The sequence below is a fragment of the Chelatococcus asaccharovorans genome (assembly GCF_003201475.1).
GTDB lineage: Bacteria > Pseudomonadota > Alphaproteobacteria > Rhizobiales > Beijerinckiaceae > Chelatococcus > Chelatococcus asaccharovorans.
The window spans coordinates 127,983-148,137 of the sequence record NZ_QJJK01000013.1 but is presented as its reverse complement, the minus strand read 5'-3'; the positions used below and the strand labels follow the sequence as shown (position 1 = coordinate 148,137).

Annotated in this window: 19 protein-coding genes and 1 pseudogene; 13 read left to right on the top strand and 7 right to left on the bottom strand. The window is 61.9% G+C overall.

What is annotated here, in order from left to right:
• Positions 1-188: 188 nt before the first annotated feature.
• The 3 genes from C7450_RS27105 to phnF all read right to left on the bottom strand — a co-directional run bounded on the left by C7450_RS27105 (position 189) and on the right by phnF (position 3,686).
• On the bottom strand, positions 189-1,838 hold the full coding sequence (locus tag C7450_RS27105) for a Na/Pi cotransporter family protein (RefSeq protein WP_110377608.1): 1,650 nt from the start codon (positions 1,836-1,838) through the stop codon (positions 189-191).
• A gap of 107 nt (positions 1,839-1,945) precedes the next feature.
• Positions 1,946-2,818 (bottom strand): phosphonopyruvate hydrolase, encoded by an 873-nt coding sequence (locus C7450_RS27100; protein WP_110377607.1) that lies wholly within the window; start codon positions 2,816-2,818, stop codon positions 1,946-1,948.
• A 121-nt stretch (positions 2,819-2,939) separates the two neighbouring features.
• Positions 2,940-3,686, bottom strand: coding sequence for a phosphonate metabolism transcriptional regulator PhnF (gene phnF / locus C7450_RS27095; RefSeq protein WP_170147466.1), 747 nt, complete (start codon positions 3,684-3,686; stop codon positions 2,940-2,942).
• A gap of 135 nt (positions 3,687-3,821) precedes the next feature.
• On the opposite strand from phnF, the gene C7450_RS27090 reads away from it, so the two are divergent.
• From C7450_RS27090 to C7450_RS34945, 8 genes are all read left to right on the top strand, one after another.
• On the top strand, positions 3,822-4,985 hold the full coding sequence (locus C7450_RS27090) for an ABC transporter ATP-binding protein (protein ID WP_110377605.1): 1,164 nt from the start codon (positions 3,822-3,824) through the stop codon (positions 4,983-4,985).
• Complete coding sequence (locus tag C7450_RS27085; protein ID WP_110377604.1) at positions 4,982-5,917, top strand: carbohydrate ABC transporter permease; 936 nt, start codon at positions 4,982-4,984, stop codon at positions 5,915-5,917. Before C7450_RS27090 ends, C7450_RS27085 begins: the two co-directional genes overlap by 4 nt.
• Positions 5,914-6,750, top strand: a complete 837-nt coding sequence (locus tag C7450_RS27080) for a carbohydrate ABC transporter permease (RefSeq protein WP_110377603.1) — start codon at positions 5,914-5,916, stop codon at positions 6,748-6,750. The genes C7450_RS27085 and C7450_RS27080 overlap by 4 nt, the downstream gene beginning before the upstream one ends.
• Before the next feature lie 81 nt (positions 6,751-6,831).
• Positions 6,832-8,094, top strand: coding sequence for an ABC transporter substrate-binding protein (locus C7450_RS27075; RefSeq protein WP_170147465.1), 1,263 nt, complete (start codon positions 6,832-6,834; stop codon positions 8,092-8,094).
• Between the two features lie 37 nt (positions 8,095-8,131).
• Entirely contained in the window at positions 8,132-8,896 is a 765-nt protein-coding gene (locus C7450_RS27070; protein WP_110377601.1) for a glycerophosphodiester phosphodiesterase, read from the top strand.
• Between the two features lie 4 nt (positions 8,897-8,900).
• The gene (locus tag C7450_RS27065; RefSeq protein WP_170147464.1) at positions 8,901-10,031 is read left to right on the top strand and encodes an aminotransferase-like domain-containing protein; all 1,131 of its coding nucleotides are present in this window, start codon (positions 8,901-8,903) and stop codon (positions 10,029-10,031) included.
• A 227-nt stretch (positions 10,032-10,258) separates the two neighbouring features.
• Positions 10,259-11,467 carry a metallophosphoesterase gene (locus C7450_RS27060; RefSeq protein ID WP_146227556.1) on the top strand — a complete coding sequence of 403 codons (1,209 nt, stop codon included), beginning with the start codon at positions 10,259-10,261 and terminating at the stop codon, positions 11,465-11,467.
• Positions 11,468-11,650: 183 nt separating this feature from the next.
• Positions 11,651-11,773: an integrase core domain-containing protein gene (locus C7450_RS34945; protein WP_146227554.1), complete on the top strand. Its 123-nt coding sequence runs from the start codon at positions 11,651-11,653 to the stop codon at positions 11,771-11,773.
• Positions 11,774-11,883: 110 nt separating this feature from the next.
• Here C7450_RS34945 and C7450_RS27050 read toward each other — a convergent pair whose 3' ends face one another.
• A complete protein-coding gene (locus C7450_RS27050) occupies positions 11,884-12,693 on the bottom strand; it encodes an IclR family transcriptional regulator (protein WP_110377597.1) in 810 nt (269 codons plus the stop codon).
• A 211-nt stretch (positions 12,694-12,904) separates the two neighbouring features.
• On the opposite strand from C7450_RS27050, the gene C7450_RS27045 reads away from it, so the two are divergent.
• From C7450_RS27045 to C7450_RS27035, 3 genes are all read left to right on the top strand, one after another.
• Entirely contained in the window at positions 12,905-13,195 is a 291-nt protein-coding gene (locus C7450_RS27045; protein WP_110377596.1) for a DUF1330 domain-containing protein, read from the top strand.
• A 220-nt stretch (positions 13,196-13,415) separates the two neighbouring features.
• Positions 13,416-13,961: a TRAP transporter small permease gene (locus C7450_RS27040; RefSeq protein WP_110377595.1), complete on the top strand. Its 546-nt coding sequence runs from the start codon at positions 13,416-13,418 to the stop codon at positions 13,959-13,961.
• Positions 13,958-15,235 (top strand): TRAP transporter large permease, encoded by a 1,278-nt coding sequence (locus C7450_RS27035; protein ID WP_110377594.1) that lies wholly within the window; start codon positions 13,958-13,960, stop codon positions 15,233-15,235. The genes C7450_RS27040 and C7450_RS27035 overlap by 4 nt, the downstream gene beginning before the upstream one ends.
• 435 nt (positions 15,236-15,670) lie before the next feature.
• Here C7450_RS27035 and C7450_RS27030 read toward each other — a convergent pair whose 3' ends face one another.
• Together C7450_RS27030 and C7450_RS27025 are read right to left on the bottom strand one after the other, a co-directional pair.
• Complete coding sequence (locus C7450_RS27030) at positions 15,671-16,417, bottom strand: SDR family oxidoreductase (protein ID WP_110377593.1); 747 nt, start codon at positions 16,415-16,417, stop codon at positions 15,671-15,673.
• A 40-nt stretch (positions 16,418-16,457) separates the two neighbouring features.
• The gene (locus C7450_RS27025; protein ID WP_110377660.1) at positions 16,458-17,585 is read right to left on the bottom strand and encodes an iron-containing alcohol dehydrogenase; all 1,128 of its coding nucleotides are present in this window, start codon (positions 17,583-17,585) and stop codon (positions 16,458-16,460) included.
• Positions 17,586-17,881: 296 nt separating this feature from the next.
• Between C7450_RS27025 and C7450_RS27020 the strand changes: the two are divergent.
• Positions 17,882-18,178 (top strand): annotated as a pseudogene (locus C7450_RS27020) (NAD(P)-dependent oxidoreductase); the annotation flags it as partial.
• Between the two features lie 557 nt (positions 18,179-18,735).
• Positions 18,736-19,731, top strand: a complete 996-nt coding sequence (locus C7450_RS27015; protein WP_170147463.1) for a TRAP transporter substrate-binding protein — start codon at positions 18,736-18,738, stop codon at positions 19,729-19,731.
• Positions 19,732-19,982: 251 nt separating this feature from the next.
• On the opposite strand, the gene C7450_RS34145 is transcribed toward C7450_RS27015, so the two are convergent.
• Entirely contained in the window at positions 19,983-20,150 is a 168-nt protein-coding gene (locus tag C7450_RS34145; protein WP_170147462.1) for a hypothetical protein, read from the bottom strand.
• Between the last annotated feature and the right edge of the window lie 5 nt (positions 20,151-20,155).

Here is a 20,155-nt window from a genome sequence, read left to right as displayed (position 1 = left end):
AAATACGGCCTGTGCTGTGAGCAAAGATATCTCGCTTCAGTGTATTTCACGTAAAATGCACTATGGCGTGGGAACTTTTCCTATCTCTTGAAGCAGCATACATCGCGGCGATTTCGTTGTACTTCGCAGCCGATATGGTAGACCAAGATGAATACCAAACTTGCTGTAACACCAGCGGCAAGGCATCGTCATGCTTGCATCTGCTCGCCTCCGGTCTCGCCGACTAAACGGGACTCCCGCAGCAGCCCGCTCTCTTTCAAAATGGGATAGGCGATTGCAGCGATGTGGGCGTTGATGCGCTTCAAGTCGCGCAGGATGTCGAGATGGAGCGAGGAGGTCTGGACACTCTCCACCTGGCCATCGCGAAGGCGGCTCATGTGATTGGCGGTCGAGCGCTCTTCGCGATGGCGGATGTCGACCTTGGCCTCGACCAACTGGCGGGCGAGCTTCTCGTCGCCCGAGACCAGGAGGCTCTGCGCGAGCCTGAGATTCTCGATCGTCACCCTGTAGAACTGTTCGATCTCGGCAGCCCCTTCGGCGGAGAAGGAAAGTTGGTGCTTGATCTTCTTCTCGACGAGTTCGCGCAGGTTCTTGTCCACGATGTCGCCGATGTGCTCAAGATTGGTGGCGTAGGCGATGATCTCGGCCGAACGCTTCTCATCGTTCTCTTCGAGGGCAGAGCGGCCGAGCCTCGCCAGATAAAGCTTCACCGCGTTGTTCAGTCGGTCGACCTCGTCGTCCATGGCGGCGACCGAGGCGCAGCGTTTCGTGTCGTTCATCCTCAGCGCTTCAAGGTTGTTCTGGAGCATCGAGGCCACGCAGTCGCCGATGCGCAGCGTCTCGCGGGCTGCGGCCGCAAGCGCCATGGTGGGCCGGTCGAGGATGTCGGAATCGAGGTGACGGGGACCATCCTCACGTGTCGCGGCTTCAGGGAGGATGCGACGGACGGCCCAGGCGAAGGGTGTCAGCAGTGGCAGCATGATCGCCGCCAGCAGGATGTTGAAGACGATGTGAGCCTCGACGATCTGCTGTGCCGGGCCAGAGACCAGGCCAGACAGGATCGCTACGGCCTGACCGGCGAAGGGCAGGACGATGGCGCAGCCGATGAGGCGCGCCGCGAGATTGCCGAGCGTGACGCGTCGGGCCAGCGGACTGTCTCCGAGCGTTGCGAGCACCGGCGGCACCGCGCCGCCGAGATTGGCGCCAAGAACCAGCGCGATGCCGAGCTCAGGCTGGACCGTTCCGGTCGCGGCCAGCGACATGATGAGCAGCACCACCGCAAGGCTGGAGGACGCGGCGATCGCCAGCACGGCCGCAACGACGACGGCCAATACAGGGACCGCATCGAGCGAAGCCATCAGCGCCTTGAGCACCTGCGATTGCCGCATCGGCTCGGTCGATTGCCCGAGAAGGTGGAGGGACAGGAGCATCAATCCAAGGCCGAGAACAGCGCGGGCGATGCCCTTGTTCGGCTTGGCTTCGCAAAGGGTGAACAGGACGACGCCGACAGCGACGAGCAGCGGCGCGAGCCAGTGGACGTCGAAGGCCAGAAGACGCGTCACCAGGCTGGTGCCGACATTGGCGCCGAGCATGACGGCCTGCGCCATGGCTGAGTTCATGTAGCCGCTACCGGCGAAGCCGGCGGTCATCAGGGCGGTGGCGGTGCTGCTCTGCAGCACCATTGTGACGAGAAGTCCGACGCCGAAGGCCCTGACCCGGTTGCGCGTGCCCACTGCGATCCATCGCCGCAGCCGAGCCCCAAACGCCCGCGTCACGCCCGTCTTCACCATGCGAAGACCCCAGAGCAGCAGGGCGACGGCACCAATCAGGTCAAGCATTGAAGGAGTTCCACGGCACAGCTCAGCTGGACTGCTGCCCTGCTGGCGGCTGTCAAAGCAGGTGCAGCGACTGCGGGGTTTTCGGGATCTGGCTCGGCGTGACCGGATCAGGCGAGGAAACGTTTCTCGTCAGCTTTGATTTGATCCATCTTCTGCAACCGGAAGACCTCTTCGACCGAGACAATGTCGCGGTTGACGTTCTGAATGCCACGATCCTTCTGGATACGGGCGAAGACATCCTTCATCGCCGTCACCGAGGCGCGGATGGCATGGTTGCCGTAGATCACGATGGCGATCTTCCCCAGCGCCTTGATGCGCGCCTCGTTCATCTCGGGATAGGCGGTCGGCACGATGACGATCGGCGCCTTGCCGGTCCAGGCGCGGACGAAGCTCTCCACCTCGTCCGGTGTCTTCTGCTTGGAGTGGATGAGGATCATATCGGCACCGGCCGCTTCATAGGCTGCCGCGCGCTTCAGCGCCTCTTCCTCGCCGAGACCTGCGATCAGGGCCTCGGTGCGGGCGATGACGAGCAGATCGGGATCCCGTCGTGTCGCGATCGCCGCGCGGATCTTGCCCTGGAATTCTTCCGTCCGGAGCAATTCCTGCCGACCATCGGCAACGAGGCTGGTCACCTTCGGAAAGGTCTTGTCTTCGATGACGACGGCGGCCGCGCCGGCGCGCTCGTATTGCTGGATCGCATAGATGACGTTGATGGCATTGCCGAAGCCGGTGTCGATGTCGGCGACGATCGGCAATGACGAATGTTCGGCCATGGCGCGCACCATATCGAGATGCTGCGTCATCGAGATGAGGCTGACATCGGCCAGGCCATAAAGTGCGGACAGCTCAAAGCCCGAGGCCCACAAGCCGTCAAAGCCAGCTTCTTCCGCCAGCCGTGCCGACAAAGGGCTGTGCGCTGCCATGACGTGGAGAAGGTGATGGCTTGCGAGTGATTTTTTTAGTTGATTCGGGGTGCGCATAGATAACTCGCTATGATGATAGAGTATTTTCGAGCGAAGTGGACGCCGGATCGCGTGAGTAAAACGCGTATAAACAAAGACCTAGAGCGTTTCCGGCGAACAGGAGTTCATCGGGAAAATTCTAGAGTTCGAGGACCAGCTCGACACGGCTGCTACAGAAACATGTATTGGCGAATACAACCGGCGTCTCTTGAGCATCGACGTTCACAACGTCGGTTTCGATAACCTGCTCGGTCTGCGGCATCCGCAGCCGCCATGCCTCCTCCTGCGAGGGTAACCGCGAACGGATCCGAACTGATTTGCGGCGGAAGTCGGTCACGCCGACCTCATTGAAAACCTTGGTGAAGGAGAGATCCGCAGTCGGCTTGTCGCCGTAGCTGCGGAACACGTCGCCGATTGTGGGCAGACGCTCCAGCGGGAAATAATGGCAACCGAAGTTCACCGGGAAACCGTCCGCTTCACCCAGGATTTTCAGAAAGAACACGGGGCTACCCTCGGCAATCCTGAGGGACGAGGCGATTTCTGCAGAAGCGGACAGATCGTCCGTCATTACGATGGTGCGGCTTGGCATAAGCTTGCTCTGCAACAAGCTCTCTTCGAACCAGCGCCGTGGCCCGATCCGGTATTCCATGCGGTTGACCACAGCGTAGGTGCCGCGTCCTCGCTGTACGCGGACATATCCTTCCGCCTGCAGATGAGAAATTGCCTTCAGGACGGTATGGCGATTCACGCCAAATCGGCTGGCAAGACTATCGCTCGACGGAAGGCGCTTCTCCACCTCGAGCTCGCCACTTTCAATCTCGCGGATCAGCGCGTCGCCGATCTGACGCCAAAGGCTGACGCCGTCCCTCTCATTCAGATTCTGCATTCCTGCCCTCGCGGCTATGGCTCGCTGCTGCTGTTCCATTTCCGACTTTCACACACTTGTCACGCGATCATTGCTAGAGTAATTGAAATTAGAAGTCTAGAATGAATGAGCCAGAGATGGCGGCCGAGGGGAATTATGGCAAGCTTGTCTATCGCCGGTATCACAAAGGGGTTTGAAGCCACGCAGGTGCTCAAGGGTGTATCCCTTGACATCAGGGACGGCGAGTTTCTGACCCTGCTCGGGCCATCCGGCTGCGGGAAGTCGACACTCCTACGCATCCTTGCGGGCCTTGAGATTCAGGATGGTGGCACGATTTCCATCGACGATCGTGTCGTCGACGACCTTCACCCGAAGAAGCGTGACGTGGCCATGGTCTTCCAGTCCTATGCGCTTTATCCGCATATGACTGTGCGGGACAATATCTCGGTGCCCTTGAAGATGCGGCGCTTGTCGTCCTGGCAGCGACTTCCCCTTTTTGGCCGCTGCCTACCCAATAGCGCACGGATCAGGAAGGAGATTGCCGGCGAGGCCGGAAAAGTCGCGAAGTCTGTCGGGATTGAACATCTTCTCGACCGCAAGCCCGGCCAATTGTCCGGAGGTCAGCGTCAGCGTGTTGCCGTGGCGCGCGCGATGGTGCGCCATCCGGCCGTGTTTCTGATGGACGAGCCGCTCTCCAATCTCGATGCCAAGCTGCGTGTGCAGATGCGGGCCGAGATCAAGGAACTGCATCGACGCCTGGGCGTGACCTTCATCTATGTCACCCACGACCAAGCCGAAGCCATGACCCTGTCGGATCGGGTGGCGGTGATGCTCGACGGCGAGCTCCTGCAGGTCGCACCGCCCGACGCGATCTATGCGGAACCGAACGACCGGCGTGTCGCCGAATTCATCGGCTCCCCCAAGATCAATCTTCTCGATGCCGTTGTACGCACTCCGGAAACGATCGACGTTGCCGGTGCAACCCTGCCGGTTCCGACCGGGTGCGAGCCGGGAACGAATATTGTCCTCGGCATTCGACCCGAGGCGTTCCATTACGTCGACCGCTTCGCGCCGGGCACGCTCGGCGCACGCGTTCACCTCGTCGAGCATCTTGGATCGGATTTGTTCGTCCATTGCGATTTTCCGGGTGCCGGGGCCCCCCTCATCGCGCGCCTGGCGACGGACCGCGCCCCGTCGCTCAGTATTGGAGAGACCGTCCATCTCGGCATCGATGCGTCTCGCGTTCTGTTGTTCCGGCCGGATGGGAGCCGGCTACCGAACCGGGAAGCGACAGTCACGACGTTGCGGGGGCGAGCATGACCATGCATGCCCATCCGGCCGCATCCCCCGCAGCCGTCGGGAACGCCGCCCGGTCCCGACGGCGCGGCGAGGTGCTCAGGGCCTGTGCGCTCGTCGGCCCCGCGCTTCTGCTGTTGCTCGTGCTCTTTCTGCTTCCGACGCTTGCTATTCTTGGTATTGCGCTGACGGATTGGCAGTTTGGCGCGCAATCGCTGTCCTTCGTCGGGGCGGCAAATTTTCAAGAGATCTTCGCGGATGCAACGTTCCGTGCATCCTTTGGCAACACACTTGTCTACGTCTTGATCGTGGTGCCGGGGACGGTCGTTTGCGCCCTTGTGGTCGCTCTCCTGATCGAGGCCGACAGCCGTTTCCGCAGCTTCTACCGAGCTATCCATTTTCTGCCCTTCATGGCGACGCTTGCGGCCATGGCGATCGCGTGGGAGGCGTTGCTGCATCCCACGATCGGCCTGGTCAACCAGATGTTGGCGGCGATCGGAGCACCGACTGCAAATTGGCTGCGGGACGAACGGACAGTGCTGCCCGTGCTCGCCATTATCGGGATCTGGCAGAATCTCGGCTTTGCTCTCGTCTTGTTCATGGCCGGGCTGAAAGCCATCCCGCGTGACCTCTATGACGCCGCCGACATTGACGGCGCGAGTTCCTGGATGGATCGCATTCTGACGGTGACGCTGCCAATGCTCGGCCCGGTGTCCATGTTCGTCGTCATCGTGGTGGCGCTCAGGGCCTTCGAAGCCTTCGATACCGTTCAAATGCTGACACAGGGCGGACCGGGCAAGGCGTCCGAGTTGCTGCTCTACACGCTCTATCGCGAAAGCTTCGAGTTCCTGCGAACGGGCTACGGCGCGGCTATCACCGTCGTCTTCCTGACGATCGTCGTGTCGCTCACCCTCTTCCAGGCCCGGGTGATGGATCGAAAGGTGCACTATTCATGAGCGCGCATCGCTTGTCGCTGCCGGCGAGGCTCACCCGGCACGCCGTTCTCATCGTCACGGGGGGGATGATGCTGCTGCCCTTCGTATGGATGATCAGCCTTTCCTTGAAGCCGCCGGGCGAGATCTTCCACGGCGGGTTTTCCCTCCTCCCAGACCGTTGGAATGCCTGGGAGAACTACACCACCGCGCTCACGGCCGCGCCGCTTCCGCGCTTCATGCTGAACGGTGTCGCGGTTTGCGCGGCAATTCTCGCCCTCCAGATCCTGTTCTGCGCGCCGGCAGCCTACGCGCTGGCGAAACTGAACTTCCGGGGACGGGAAGTGGTGTTCGGACTGGTACTGGTGGCGCTCCTGATCCCTCACCAAGTGCTGGCCCTGCCGCTCTTCATCCTTGGTTATCAGCTTGGCCTACTGAATAGCTATGCCGCACTGATCTTTCCCTTTGTCGTCTCGCCGTTCGGCATCTTTCTATTCCGACAGTTCTTCAAAGGTATACCGGACGACATTGTCCATGCTGCCCGGCTCGATGGTTTGTCTGAGTTCTCCATCGTCTGGCGCATCATGCTGCCGATGGCAATGCCGGCCGTGATCGCCTTCTCGATCTTCTCGGTGGTTGCACACTGGAACGACCTGTTCTGGCCCTTGATCGCCGTCCGCCAGGAAGAACTTATGCCGCCTTCGCTGGGCATCATGGCATTCAAGAATGAGGAGGCTGGCAACGACTACGGTCCTTTGATGGCCGGCGCCAGTCTCGTCGTCGCACCGCTTCTCATCGCGTTTCTCTGCGCCCAGAGGTGGTTCATCGAAGGCCTGACGGCCGGCGCCACGAAGTGAGCCGGCCGTCAGAACAGACCCTCGCATTCACTGACGAGTCCCGTCTTCCGGACAGCAACAATGATCCTTCAGGAGAAGTCCATGAAACGCGCGTGCATCGCGGCGTTGGGAGCCGCTTTGTGCTTCTCCCACAGCGCCCTGGCAGCCGAAGCCGTCACGATCCAGGTCGCCACGGCGCCGTCAATCTATCAGAAGACCTATGAGGCGCTCGCCGGAGCCTTCGAGAAGGCCACGCCCGGCGTACGGATCGAGCTGATCCCCGCCAAGCGCGAGGACGAGGAACTGGTGCAGACGACGCTGCGCGCGGCCATCACGGGCGACCTGCCGGACGTGTTGTTCGTCAGTCCGAACCTGATGCGGCCACTCGTCGATCGTGCGTTGGCCGTCCCGCTCGACCAGATCGGGGCGACGCCGGTCGCGCTGGAGCGGATCGGCCTGGTGGAGGGCGCCGGCGCGGTCGGCACGATTGATGGCAAGCTCTATGGCCTGCCCTTCGGGGTCTCGACACCCGTTATCGCCTACAATGCCGAGCTGGTTCGCAAGGCGGGCGGCGATCCCGATCATTTCCCGACCACCTGGCCGGCCACGATTGATCTGGTCAAGCGTATCAGCGCCTTGCAGCCGGATACTTTGGGCGGGTTTTTCGAATACGACAACACGGGGAATTGGACCTACAAGGCACTTGTCGCGACGCTGGGCGGCCGCATGATGCAGCCTGGGGACCGGACGATCGACTTCGACAGTCCCGCGGGGCTCGAAGCCCTCAAAGTCCTCCATTCCTTCGGCGAGGCTGGCCAGGGGCGCGTGGACATGACGCGCGACCAGGCGAGGCAGGCTTTCGCCGCCGGCAAGATCGGCTTGCTCGTGACATCGAGCGGTGCCCTGCCGGGCCTTGAGAAGCTGTCGGCTGGTGCTTTCCCACTGCGAGCGGCGCCTCTACCGCTTGGCAGCGCGAACGGTCGCATTCCCGCTGCGGGCACGGTCATGATGGTCCTCACCAAGGACCCTGCCAAACAGAAGGCGGCCTGGGCGCTTCTGAGCTTCGCCGCGGGCCCCGAAGCCCAGACGATCATGGGCACCCAAACCGGCCTCCTCTCCGTCAACCGTCTGGCCCTCGCCAATCCGGAGCAACTCGGCCGTCTTGTCGCACAGCGACCCAACAGCCAGGCGGCGATCGATCAGCTGCCGCGCCTGACCGAGTGGTACGCCTTTCCCGGAAGCAACTCGCTGAAGATTACGGCGGTCATCAAGGAGCACCTTCAGTCCGTTCTCACGCTCAAGCGGACGCCCGAGGACGCGATGGCGGCAATGAAGCGGGACGTTCAGCTGCTGCTGCCCAATTAGACGGGCCTGACGGGATAATGGGGAGATCGAGACGCTCATGTCGATCTGGACGATGACAGCCGCAACCGGCCGCCCGCCGCTGACGATCGCACATCGCGGCGGGGTGGCGGCCGGCGCCGAGAATTCGCACGCCGCCTGCGTGGCCGCCGCCGCGGCTGGCACCGACGCGTTCGAAGTCGATCTGCGGCTGACACATGACCGGATTCCGATCTGCCGTCACGATCCCGACATCACGACAGCGACCGATGGCGCCGTGCCGGTTGCGGCCATGCGCTTCGCCGTCCTGCAGGTGGCGGAGCCTGAGATCGCGCGCTTCCGGGATGTCGCCGCGATAGGACGCCCCATCTATCTCGACGTGAAGGAGACGGCAGCGCGCCAGATGGATCTGCTCGAAACCATCCACAAACTCGACGTGCCGCGGGACTGGATCGTCGGCGTCCATGATGCCGCTACCGCCCGCCAGATCGCGCGTCGGTGGCCGGATTTAAGGCAGGTCGGGCTGATGCTCGACGTCGAGGCGATTGCCGCCTTTGCCTCGATCCGCGAGGGGCAATGGATCCGCCTCCACGAACCGCGTGTGACGCAGGGTCTCATGGAAACGGTTCGCGCACGCGGGCTCAGCGTGATGGTCACCTGTGGCGGCGGGGATCGCCGGATCGGCGACACCGACGAGCAGGCGCTGACAACGCTCCTCCGCTTCCAACCTGACGCGTTGATTGTCAACGACGTCGTTCTCGCGCGCCGCGTCATTGACCGCGCCTTTCCCTCGCACCTCCCCGACCCGGTGCCCGCCAATGGTTAACAGCATGACATTCCGCAAGACGGCCGTCTCCTCGCCTCCAGACGCTGAAACGGCGATCGATTTCACGCGGTCGATCCCTCCCTTTCCCGCGCTTCTGCCGGAACAGCTGGGCAGGACATTGACTGAATTTGCGCAGGATCCGCAGTTCGCCATGTCGCTTCGCACCGGATTGCCGGGCGGCTCCGCGCGGGATCGGAAGGCCGGCGCACAATGGCTGTCGTCCCGTTTCCGGGAAGAGATCGCAGCCGAACGGGTGGTCGTCACCAATGGCACGCAGGGCGCTCTGCTTCTCCTTCTGGAGCAGTTCGTCGGCCCCGGGGGGCTGCTGCTTGCCGAAGAACTGTCCTACGCGGTGCTGCAAAGCCTCGCGGAGAGGGCGCATGTGAAGGTGAAGGGACTTCCGCTCGACGCGGAGGGCATTCTGCCCGAAGCCTTCGAACATGCGTGCCGGACGGATCGCCCCCGTGCGCTCTATTGCAATCCGACAGTACACAATCCCACCACGGCGATCATGTCCGAAACGCGCCGGCTGGAAATTGCCGCCATCGCAAGGCATTTCGGTGTCTGGCTGATCGAGGATGATCCGCTCGGGCGGCTACATCCTGACGCGCCCCGCCCGATCGCGGCCATCGCACCGGATGTCACCTGGTACATCATGGGCGTCACAAAGTGCCTGGCCCACGGGCTGCGCGTTGCTTATCTCGTCGCGCCGTCACCTGCGTCTTGCCGTGACTTTGTCGAACCGATCCGCCGGCTGTCCCACTGGTTTCCTGCGCCAATGTCGACGGCGGTGGCGACGCACTGGATCGAGACGGGCACGGCCGAACAAATCTGCTCGGCCATTCGCGAGGAAGCCATCATCCGCCAGACACTGGCCGCGGAGATACTTGCAGGCGCGGACATCGCGAGCCCAAGGGGCGCCATGCACCTCTGGTTGCGCCTGCCAGACCGTATCGGCCGCCATGATTTTGCAGCCCGACTGGAGCAACGGGGTGTTCTGGTGCGTACGTCCGAGCTTTTCGCCGTCGACGAACGGCCGTGTCCCAGTGCCGTTCGCATATCGCTGAGCAGTCCGCTGCAACGCGAGGACGTCGCCCGCGGTGTGGCCATTGTCGGTGCCGCCCTCACAGGTTAGTGCCCCGTGAATCTTTGGCTCTTTAGCCATTCGGAGGCCGCGTCCAGACGCCGGAATTGCCAAGCTGTGGGCGCGTCATTTCGACATGTCGACCGATCATGAGAGGTCCGATGTCCCGCGATGTCCGCATCCTGAGTACCCACGACTTCTTCGGGTCGTTTGCGACCATCCCCACCTCCTATGGGTCTCTCGCCGGCGGCGAAGGTTTGCGGTCGGCGGCTCGGACTTTGAAGACCCGCGCGGCGCTGTGGATCGACAGCGGAGATCTGACGCAGGGCGGACCGCTGACAGTGGCGACGCAAGGTCGCGGCGGGCTGGCCGCGGCCGGTGAACTCGGTATCGATGTATCGGTCGTCGGCAATCACGATCTCGATTTTGGCGCCGCGTTTCTACAGGCTCACGTGGCCGACCTGCGCTGTCCCATGCTTTGTTCCAACGTCGCGATCGGCCTGCCGCAGACGGCCATGTTGCCGACATCGGCCGGTACGGTCGGGGTCATCGGCCTCACACATCACAATCTCCATGCGATGCGCTTCTGGACCGTCGCAGACACCAGCCGGATGCCTACACCTGATGATCAGTTGGACGTCGATGTTCCTGCCATCGCCGGCGAACTGAGGCATCAGGGTGCCGATGTCGTCGTTGCTCTCGTTCATGATGGCGTTGACTGGAGCTTTCGCGCAAACGGTCGCTACCTCGTCGACGAGGTCATGTTTGCCGACCGGTGCCGTTCCTGGCGGGGGGCAATCGATTTGATCATCGCCGGCCATACGCTCGGCCGCTTTTTCGGGGAGATCGAGGGCACGCCGGTGATGCAGCCGTGGCCTCTGGGTGCAGAGATCGCCGTCATCGATCTCGATCTCGCGACAGGTCGTGCCCTGGCACCGCCCAGGGGGGTGCTGGTCGAGGCACGCGGCCAGTGGAGGGGCACGGGGGCCGATATCATTGCCGAGGCAGCTGCCGACCACCTTGGTGACCTCGATCGCCCCCTGTACGCCCGATCTGGCGGCCCTATGCCGTTGGCCGACTTTCTCGCCGCTGCTATAGCCGACGTGACCGACGCCGACGTCACCTTTGCCTATGCAACCTGTGGGCAGCCGACGCTCGACGGCATCTTTGCATTTCTGGAAAACGGTCCCGTATCCCGGCTGCAGTTACTCCAGCTCATGCCGTACACGACCTTCGATGTGGTCGTGACCGAGGTCGATCCGATTGAGCTCGAAACCATACGAGCGCTGGTGCGGCCGCGTCCGCAGTCGCGAACAACGGCGTGGGGGCAGCACGTTCGGCAAGCAAATCACCGATGTGAAATCCTTCGTCTCGCGACCACCCGCGGTGCCGCCCAACGAGTCATATCGGATATGATCGGCCGCGAATTACGATGGCAGCCGTCTGGTCGGACGCTTTTCGATGGCGTGAGGAGCATCCTCGCATAGAAGTCGCATCGAACCCCATTGTCTTGGCCATATCGCGCTGGCGAGCAGCTGCATCGGATCCTCGATGGCATCGATATCGACGCGATGACCTGCCATCCGCTACGGCACTGCCGGATCGCCGACGAAAGGTGCCAAACTGAGCTGTTGACGAACAGGGGGCAGCTTCAAAAATCTGATGGTACGATGCGCCGAACCGAAGCCATGCCGACCTGGCTCGACGACTACAACCTCGTCAGGCCCCACTCAGCCCACAACGGCCTTGCGCCATGGACAAGGCTGAACAACCTTCTTGGAAACGACATCTAGAGCATAATCCGACCGGAGTGAAACGAGGATCGATAAGATTATGCTTGAAATAAAGGAGGTTAGAGCGCCGATTTGATGCAATCAGATCGAACCGCGCTCTAACGACGGCGCTACAGAATCCTGGATAATTCGGCAGTGATCCGTTTCGCCGTTTGACGCACCAGCCTGGCGCAGAGTTCGTGACGTCGCGCGTCGTGCCGGTATACGGGCATACTGACGCTTATCGCTCCGACCGGTTCCCGCTGACGATTGAAGATCGGGCTGCCGAGACAACGAATATCCGGCTCGTTCTCCTCGTCATCAAATGCAAACCCCTGCTCGCGCGTCCGCTTCAGTTCCGCGAGCAGCGCCTCGGGCGTCGTGAGCGTATTGGCGGTGTGGCGCTTTAACTCCAACCCCTTGATGACGTCCAGCAACCGCTCATCCGGCAGGCCGGACAGCCACGCCTTGCCCACGGATGTGGAGTGAAGTTCAACCTGGCCGCCAATGCTCGTCTTCATCTGAACCGTGCTGGAGCCGACCAACTTATCGATATAGACCATCCGGTTGTTGCTGGGCACCGCGAGGTGCACAGCCTCATCCGTTGCGTCGCGGAGCGATACCAGAAAGTCCCTGGCGATCGTCCGCAGATCGGAATCCTCCCAGGTCTTGGCGGCGAGCTGGAGAAGGCGCGGCCCAAGGCGAAATGTTCCGCTCTCCCCGGACTGCGTGATGAGTCCCTCGGCGATCAGCGCCGACACAAGTCGGTAGACCGTCCCCCGCGGGAAACGCGCACGCTTGGTCAGTTGGGCAATGTCCAGTGTCCCGGGGGAATCCGCGATGATCTGGAGCACTGCCATGAACTTTGAGAACGAAGCCGCTCCCTGCACGGGATGGGGAGCCCGCACATCGGCTTCGTCCTGGATGTCACTCAGGCTCATGGCATAACTCCCTGCAAGCTTGACAACGGAACATGGCGGCACTACACGTTCGTGGGCAAACTGTCCATATTGTAGTCAGTATTCCAGAGTTCGGTTCTAGTCGTATGATCGGGGAGGGTCAACGGCAAGCTCACGTGCACCGACAGTGAACGCATCGGGCAGTCCGCCCTTCTGCGAGAGGGTGCGGGAATGGCTGCTGGGAGGATAAGCAATGACAAAAAAAGGATACTGGGTTGCAATGGTCGATATTGCAGACCAGGAGGGCTATAAAGAATACATTGCCTTGAACAAGGCCGCTTTCGACAAATACGGTGCCACTTTTGTGGTTCGCGCCGGAAAACACCAGGTCATGGAAGGGCCGGACGCGAACCGCGTGGCTGTGATCGAGTTCAAGGACTACGAGACCGCCCTCGCCTGCTACAACTCTCCTGAGTATCAGAAGGCCATCGAGGCACGCGTCAAATATGCCAAGGCCCATCTGACGGTGGTGGAAGGCGTCTGACGCGGGAAGCAAGGCTTGAAACCTCCAGTCCCGGTGGTTGGAGGGAACGTCGCTTTTGCTCCCGCGCGCTGTTCGACCGGGGTAGCAGCGCAGGCCTCGATCACGCGATAGGGCGTTCCTGGCCCGACCGGCATGCTGGAGCGCCATGCTCGCATTCTCCATAGCCTCGTCAGCGTGCGGCGAGGACGTCGCATGAGCGCACAACCTTCTGGGGAGAACTATGCCCGAACCGTTGCGTTGGCTTTTTAAGGTCTTTGACGTTCTCGTCGTCGTCGGCATGGCCGTCATAAGCCTCTTGATCTTCACAAATGTCGTGCTGCGCTACGGTTTCAGCTCAGGCATTCCGTTTGCCGTCGAAGTGTCTCGTGTGGTCCTCGTTTGGGTGATCTTTTTGGGCTCCGTGGTGGCCCTGGCCAAGGGGGCGCATCTCGGCGTCGACTCGCTGGTCGTCCGTTTGCCGCGCGGGGCGCGCTTCGTCTGCTTTCTCGCTTCATACGGCTTGATGCTGTGGTGCTGCTGGCTCCTGGCAAAGGGCAGCTGGTCGCTCACCCTGATCGAGTGGGGCAACGTCCAGGCCCTGTCGGGAATTCCCGTCGGCGCCATCTACGCCGCGGGGCTCGCCGCCGCCATCCTGATGGCTCTGGTTCTCCTTGTTGATCTGTGGCGCTCGCTGCGCGGCATCCTGCCAGCCCCTTGGTCGGGCGTAGAGCATGTTGAGCCCCCACCGGTCGTATCTCCGGCGCTCAATGCGGAGAAAACAACGTGAGCGGATTGGTCTTTATCGCGTCTCTCCTTGGTGCGATGGGTATCGGGGTCCCCATTGCCTTCGCGCTGATGCTGTCGGGCGTTGCGATGATGCTGCTGATGGGCAATCTGGATGCGCAGATCCTCGCACAGCGGCTGGTCAATGGGGCAGACAGCTATCCGCTGATGGCGATCCCGTTCTTTCTGATTGCGGGCGAGCTCATGAACGCGGGCGGCCTCTCCCGCCGGATCGTGAACGTGGCCTTGGCGCTCGTCGGTCATATACGTGGCGGCCTCGGCTACGTTGTCATCGGCACGGGCCTGGTGCTTGCCAGCGTCTCGGGGTCGGCGATCGCGGATACGGCGACGCTCGCCGTCATGCTCGTCCCTCTTATGCGGGATGCGGGCTATCACCTGGGGCGCGCCTCGGGCTTGATGGCGGCGACGGGCATTATTGCCCCTGTGATCCCGCCGTCTGTCGGGTTCATCCTTCTGGGCGTCACGGCAAATATCTCGATCGTCGGCCTGTTCTTCGCCGGAATCATACCCGGGCTTTTGATGGGGTTGAGCCTCATGATCGCCTGGTGGTTCCTCTCCAAAAAGGAAACGGCGTCGGTCCAGCTTAAACTTCCGCGCAGGGACATCCCGAAAACCATCAGGACTGCCGGTTGGGCGCTGATGATGCCGGCGATCATCCTGGGTGGACTGCGGTTCGGCATCTTCACGCCCACGGAGGCCGGCGTCGTTGCTGCCTTCTATGCCCTGTTCGTGGGGGTGTTTATTTATCGAGAGCTGACACTGCGGCTCCTCTATGACGCGCTGCTGGGCGCCGGGCGTCTGACGGCAGTGATCATGCTTTTGGTCGCAGCCTCTATGATCTCCGGCTTCATGCTGACGATTTCCAATATGCCCGCCCAGCTGGTCGGTCTCCTCCAGCCCTTCCTGGACTCTCCGATCCTTCTCATGGGGATGATCGTCGTGGCCGTCTTCGTCGTCGGCACTGCGCTCGATTTCGCACCCTGCATCACGATACTGGTGCCGATCCTCGTTCCAATCGTCAAGGCGGCGGGGATCGACCCGGTTTATTTCGGGGTCATCTTCATGATGGTCAATGCGGTGGGCCTTATCACGCCTCCTGTCGGAACGGTGCTCAACACGGTGTGTGGAATCAGCGGGGTTTCCATGGAGGCCGCTACGAAGGGTGCCATGCCCTACCTCACGGCGCAGATGATACTCATTGTGCTGCTTGTCCTGTTTCCCGCTCTGGTGACCGTGCCAGCCTCTTGGCTGCACTGAGTTCAAACCGTCGCGGCGTTGCACGCGACATGCGACGGCGGGCCTCGACGAGGCCCGGCCATGGGGACGCCTGAGGCGAATGGACTTGCAACTGCTGGGTCAGGTCAGATGCGCGTGCCGATAGGCGAGGGCGCTCGGCGCGGCGGGCTTGCCGCCGGCCTTCGTTAGCCAGATAAAGAAGCGTCCGGCTGGGGGAGGGCGACCGCGTTGGCATGCGTTGAGCCCTCAGAGCTTACGCGGCCGGCGCGGCGTTCCTCCATCTCGGGCGGCAGCTTGAACAGGAGCCTGACCCGAGAATCCGCGATTCAATCGGCGCGAAACCGAGTCAATTGCCGCTGGCGGAAAGTTCGGTGGCAGGTCCGGGAATGAGTGCGCCGACCGATCCCGGCAGCTGTGCCAGGTTTCCTGGCACTCCCTCTGAGATAGGTCTGGGGCTCAGAGCCCCCCGGACACCGTGATGAGGGTGCCTGTTACGAACCCGGAGCCGGGAGACGCGAGCCACAGGGCCGCGCGCGCGATGTCGTCGGGCTCTGCGATGCGCCCCATGGGGGTTGCTGCCGCAATCCTGGCGGGCCGCTCGGGGTTTCCGCCCTGGGTATGTATCCGCGTGTTGGTGGTCCCGACACGTATGGCGTTCACGCGAATGCCCTCCGGTGCCAGTTCTTTGCCTGCACCGAAGGTGATGGATTCGACGGCGCCCTTGCTCGCGGCATAGTGCACGTATTCGTTGGGGCTACCGAGGTAGGATGCGAGGGACGACATGTTCACGATTGTCCCGCCCTGTCCGCCCCGACGGGTGGACATGCGTTTCGCTGCCTCCTGGATACAATACATGACGCCGAATACGTTCACCCTGAAGGTTCCCTCCAGGGTGGCAGGCTGCAGATCCTCTATGCGGCCGGCTTTGCCGATGATCCCGGCGTTGTTGATCAGGCAGGTCACCCGCCCCAGCGCATCGTCGCATGCGCTGAACAGGGCCTGGATGTCCTCGATTGCCCCCACGTCTCCCTGCACGGCGATGGCGCGGGCGCCTGCCGCCCTGCAGTCTTCCGCGACTGAGGACGCAGCCGCAGCGTCCGAGAGATAGTTGATGCAGACATCGTAGCCGTCAGCGGCGAACAGACGCGCCGTCGCGGCGCCGATGCCGTGGCTTGCGCCCGTCACGATTACAATTGGTCTCAAGGATTGGCCTCCGCGCTTCTTGTCTGAGGGCTTTCCTGGTCTAGAAGACCGATTGAAGGATCGCGGCGTAATCTTCCTTGGTCAATGGGCGTGGATTGGTGGGGTGGCTGTGATCGGCGAGAGCCCGTTCACAGACCCAATCGATGACATGCCGGGGCACACCCAATTCCGACAATCGCGGCGTGATGCCCAGACGGCGGTTCAAATCGTCCAGCGCGTCTGCGAGGGTTGTCTGTTCAAGGCCTGCCAGGCTCTCAAGGTGGCTTACTTTTTCAGCCACGGCCTCGACTTCCACATTCCACCGGAGCACCGGAGGCATCAGGATGGCATTCAGCGTCCCATGATGGAGGCGCGCCTCCTTCAGACCACCCAGGGCGTGGCTGAGTGCATGGACGGCGCCGAGCCCCTTCTGGAACGTCAGGCCGCCTTCGAGGGCACCCATCATGAGATCGCTCCGGGCCTCAGCGTTCGAGCCATCCGCGTAGGCGACGGGCAAAGCCTTCCAGATGCGTTGGAAACCGTCGACGGCTATTGCCTCGGCCGGCGGATTGTAGCGGGGAGACAGGTAGGTCTCGATGCAATGGGACAGCGCGTCGAGTCCGGTCGCGGCCGTCAATGCCGGAGGCAGCCCCATCGTCAACTCCGGGTCGCAGACCGCCCTGCGAGGGATCAGATAGGGGCTGATGAACCCCAGCTTCCGGCCGTCATTCAGGGTGATCAATGCGGCGCGCCCGACCTCGGATCCCGTACCCGCGGTTGTCGGGACGGCCACGAGCGGCGCGACAGCAGCCGTGATGCGTGCCACGCCACCCAGGATCGCGGCGTAGCGCTCAAGTTCGCCGTCGTGCGTGGCGAGCAGCGCAACGCCCTTGGCGAGATCAATCGGAGAGCCCCCGCCGATCGCCACCACCCCGTCGCAACCGCCTTGTTTGTAGAGCTCCAGACCCGCCGCGACTGCGCTCTCGGTCGGGTTGGAGGGGACGTCCAGGAAGGTCGGCGCGCTATTCAGAAACGCGAAAGCAGGGTGCTGAAGCAGGCCAGCGGCCCGGACGCCGTGATCGCTGATGACCAGGGGGTTCGCGACGCCGAGTTCGCGCAAGATCTCCGCCAACGACTCGGCCGCCCCAAGCCCGAAACTGATATTTGTAAGATAAGTTATAGTATCCACGCTGCGAGTATTCACGCTGCCGCTCTCCTCGATGTATCCACCCCCAAATGCACCGCCGCAGCCACCGGGTAGCATTCGGCGCGTTTTGAGGAGCGTGCAGGGCGTGACGCCCTTGCTCCATTCGTCCATATTGTGGACATATTGTCCAAGCATCAATCGGAACTCTGCAAATGTCAAGCTTAGCGTTCGGCATGCCCGCTGCTACGGCCATTGACAAGCTCTGCTATAGCGCGAAAATAAATGTGGATATATTGTCTATATTATGGACAATTATGTCGATGACGCTGAGCTATGCCGACGTCTTGTCCGCCCTTGGACCGGAGGGCGTGTTCATCAATGTCGGCCGTGGAACTGTGGTGGATGAGGAGGCATTGATCGACGCCCTCCGGACGGGAACCATTGCGGCGGCCGGTCTGGATGTCATTGCAGATGAGCCCAATGTCTCGGATGACATGCTGGCGCTCGAGAACCTGACGATCCTTCCGCATATCGGATCCGCGTCGGTCGCGACGCATACCGCGATGGCCGATCTCCCCGCGCGGAACTTGCTCGCCCGGTTCCAAAGCGGAGCGGCGATGACGCCCGTGCCTTAGGAGCAATCGACATTCAAGTATTGCCAAATAGATACCACCGTCATCACCGGGCTTGTCCCCGAAATCGGATTTATCCGAATTTCGGCTTTTGGTCAGGAACTCGGCAACAGCCGAGTTCCGGTGATCCCGATCAGAAGGGCGCCTCAGTTCATCGGGATGGCAACGGAACTCGGCTGTAGCCGAGTTCCGCGTTGAACAAGTTGAAGTCGGGCAAGCCCGACTTCAATGACAAGCCCGGCCATGACGGCTGAAAGGGCTGAATGTCGATTGAACCTAGCCGCCGATCGGCGGCCAGGGTTCGCGCGTCGTCAACCGGGAGCGGTCAAGGCGCCCACCCGACGCCAGCCATCTCGCCGCCGCGCTCCGGAGCGTGCCGAGAAGCGTTGACAATGGGCAGTCGTCTGCCCCATCATATCTTTTGGACAATTCGCCCATATTGTGGACAATCTGGTCTTGTTGAGAGTGTAGGGCGCAAGACACGTCATACCGGATCTGTACGCGTCTGCGGACAAGCGGCAAATCCTGGTTGCGTGAACAATCTTTGGGAGGAGAACCGAATGAAACTCTTGCTTCTGACTGCAGCATTTGTCGGAGGCCTTCTGGCCGCCACTCCGGCCATGGCCCAGAATGCCCGCCTGGGCTACGTGCCCACGGAAGACCATCCGGTGGGGCAGGCCTCGCGCCACTTCGCGAAGCTGGTCAATGAGAAGAGCGGCGGTCGCATCAAGATCGATACCTTCGGTAACGGCGTGCTCGGCAGCGAGCCCGAGATGCAGGCGTCGGTTCAGGCCGGCTTCATCGACATCATGGTCGGCCCGACGCCCAATCTGGTCGGCGTTGTGCCGCAGTTCATGATCTTCGACCTTCCGTTCTTCTACAAAGACTTCGCCGCCGTGGATGCCGTCATGGACGGCCCGGTCGGCGAGCAACTGTTCGCGCAACTGAAGGAAAAGACCGGCATCGTCGGGCTGGCGTGGTGGGACAACGGCTTCCGCCACATGACCACCAAGGCCCGTCCCATCAACACGGTGGAGGATATGGCAGGGATCAACATCCGCGTCATCCCCAACCCGTTGTTCATCGCGACCTGGAAGGCGCTGGGCACCAATCCGACGCCGCTTCCCTGGCCTGAACTCTACAGCGCCCTCGAAAATGGCGCCGTCGATGCGCAGGAGACCCCGTACGCTCTGATCTATACGGCAAGGTTCTACGAGGTGCAGAAACATCTCGCCAAGACGGGCCACGTCTACACGCCGTTTGTTCTTCTCGCGAGCAAGAAATGGTTCTCGAGCCTCTCGGACGAAGACAAGGCGATCGTCATGGACGCCGCGAAGGAATCGGCGGCCTTCCAGCGGGAAATTTCCCGCAAGTCGGCGCAGGATCTCGAGAAGGAGCTCGTGGCGAAGGGCTTCAAGATTACCCAACCCACGCCCGAAGCCCTCGCTGCGATGCGCCAGCGCGTTGCCCCTGTCGTGAAGGAATACAGCGAGAAGATCGGCGCGGATGTGGTCGAGAAGGCACGCGCGGCTATGGCTGCAGTCCCCGGTCAGTAAAGAACCTGCCAATGGCGGCGACGCGGGGCGGCACCGCATCGCCACTTCTCCAGATTCAATCGGATCACGAAACCTTGTCTGGCGTCGGCCACGTCGGCGCACCGCGACGGGGAGCCGAATGAAGTCCATTACGTCATGGATTGATGATTATCTTCCGTAAAACTCGGAAATAACGGACATCATGAAACAGCCCAAGCGCGAGTTTGGAGAAACTGTGGCAATCGGCATCCGGAAGCCGAGCGGCCTTGTGCTCAGGCCACTTCCTCGCCCGCGCCCGGATTGATCCGGTCGATCACATCGTGATCCACCCCCGCCGAGAGGTCCGTGTCTGGCGCGACGTGCTGGCGGACGGCATCAGTTGTGGCCTCAAGCGCATCGAGCGGCTGATGCGTGTCACCACCCGAGGCGCCAGTCCCCACGAGAC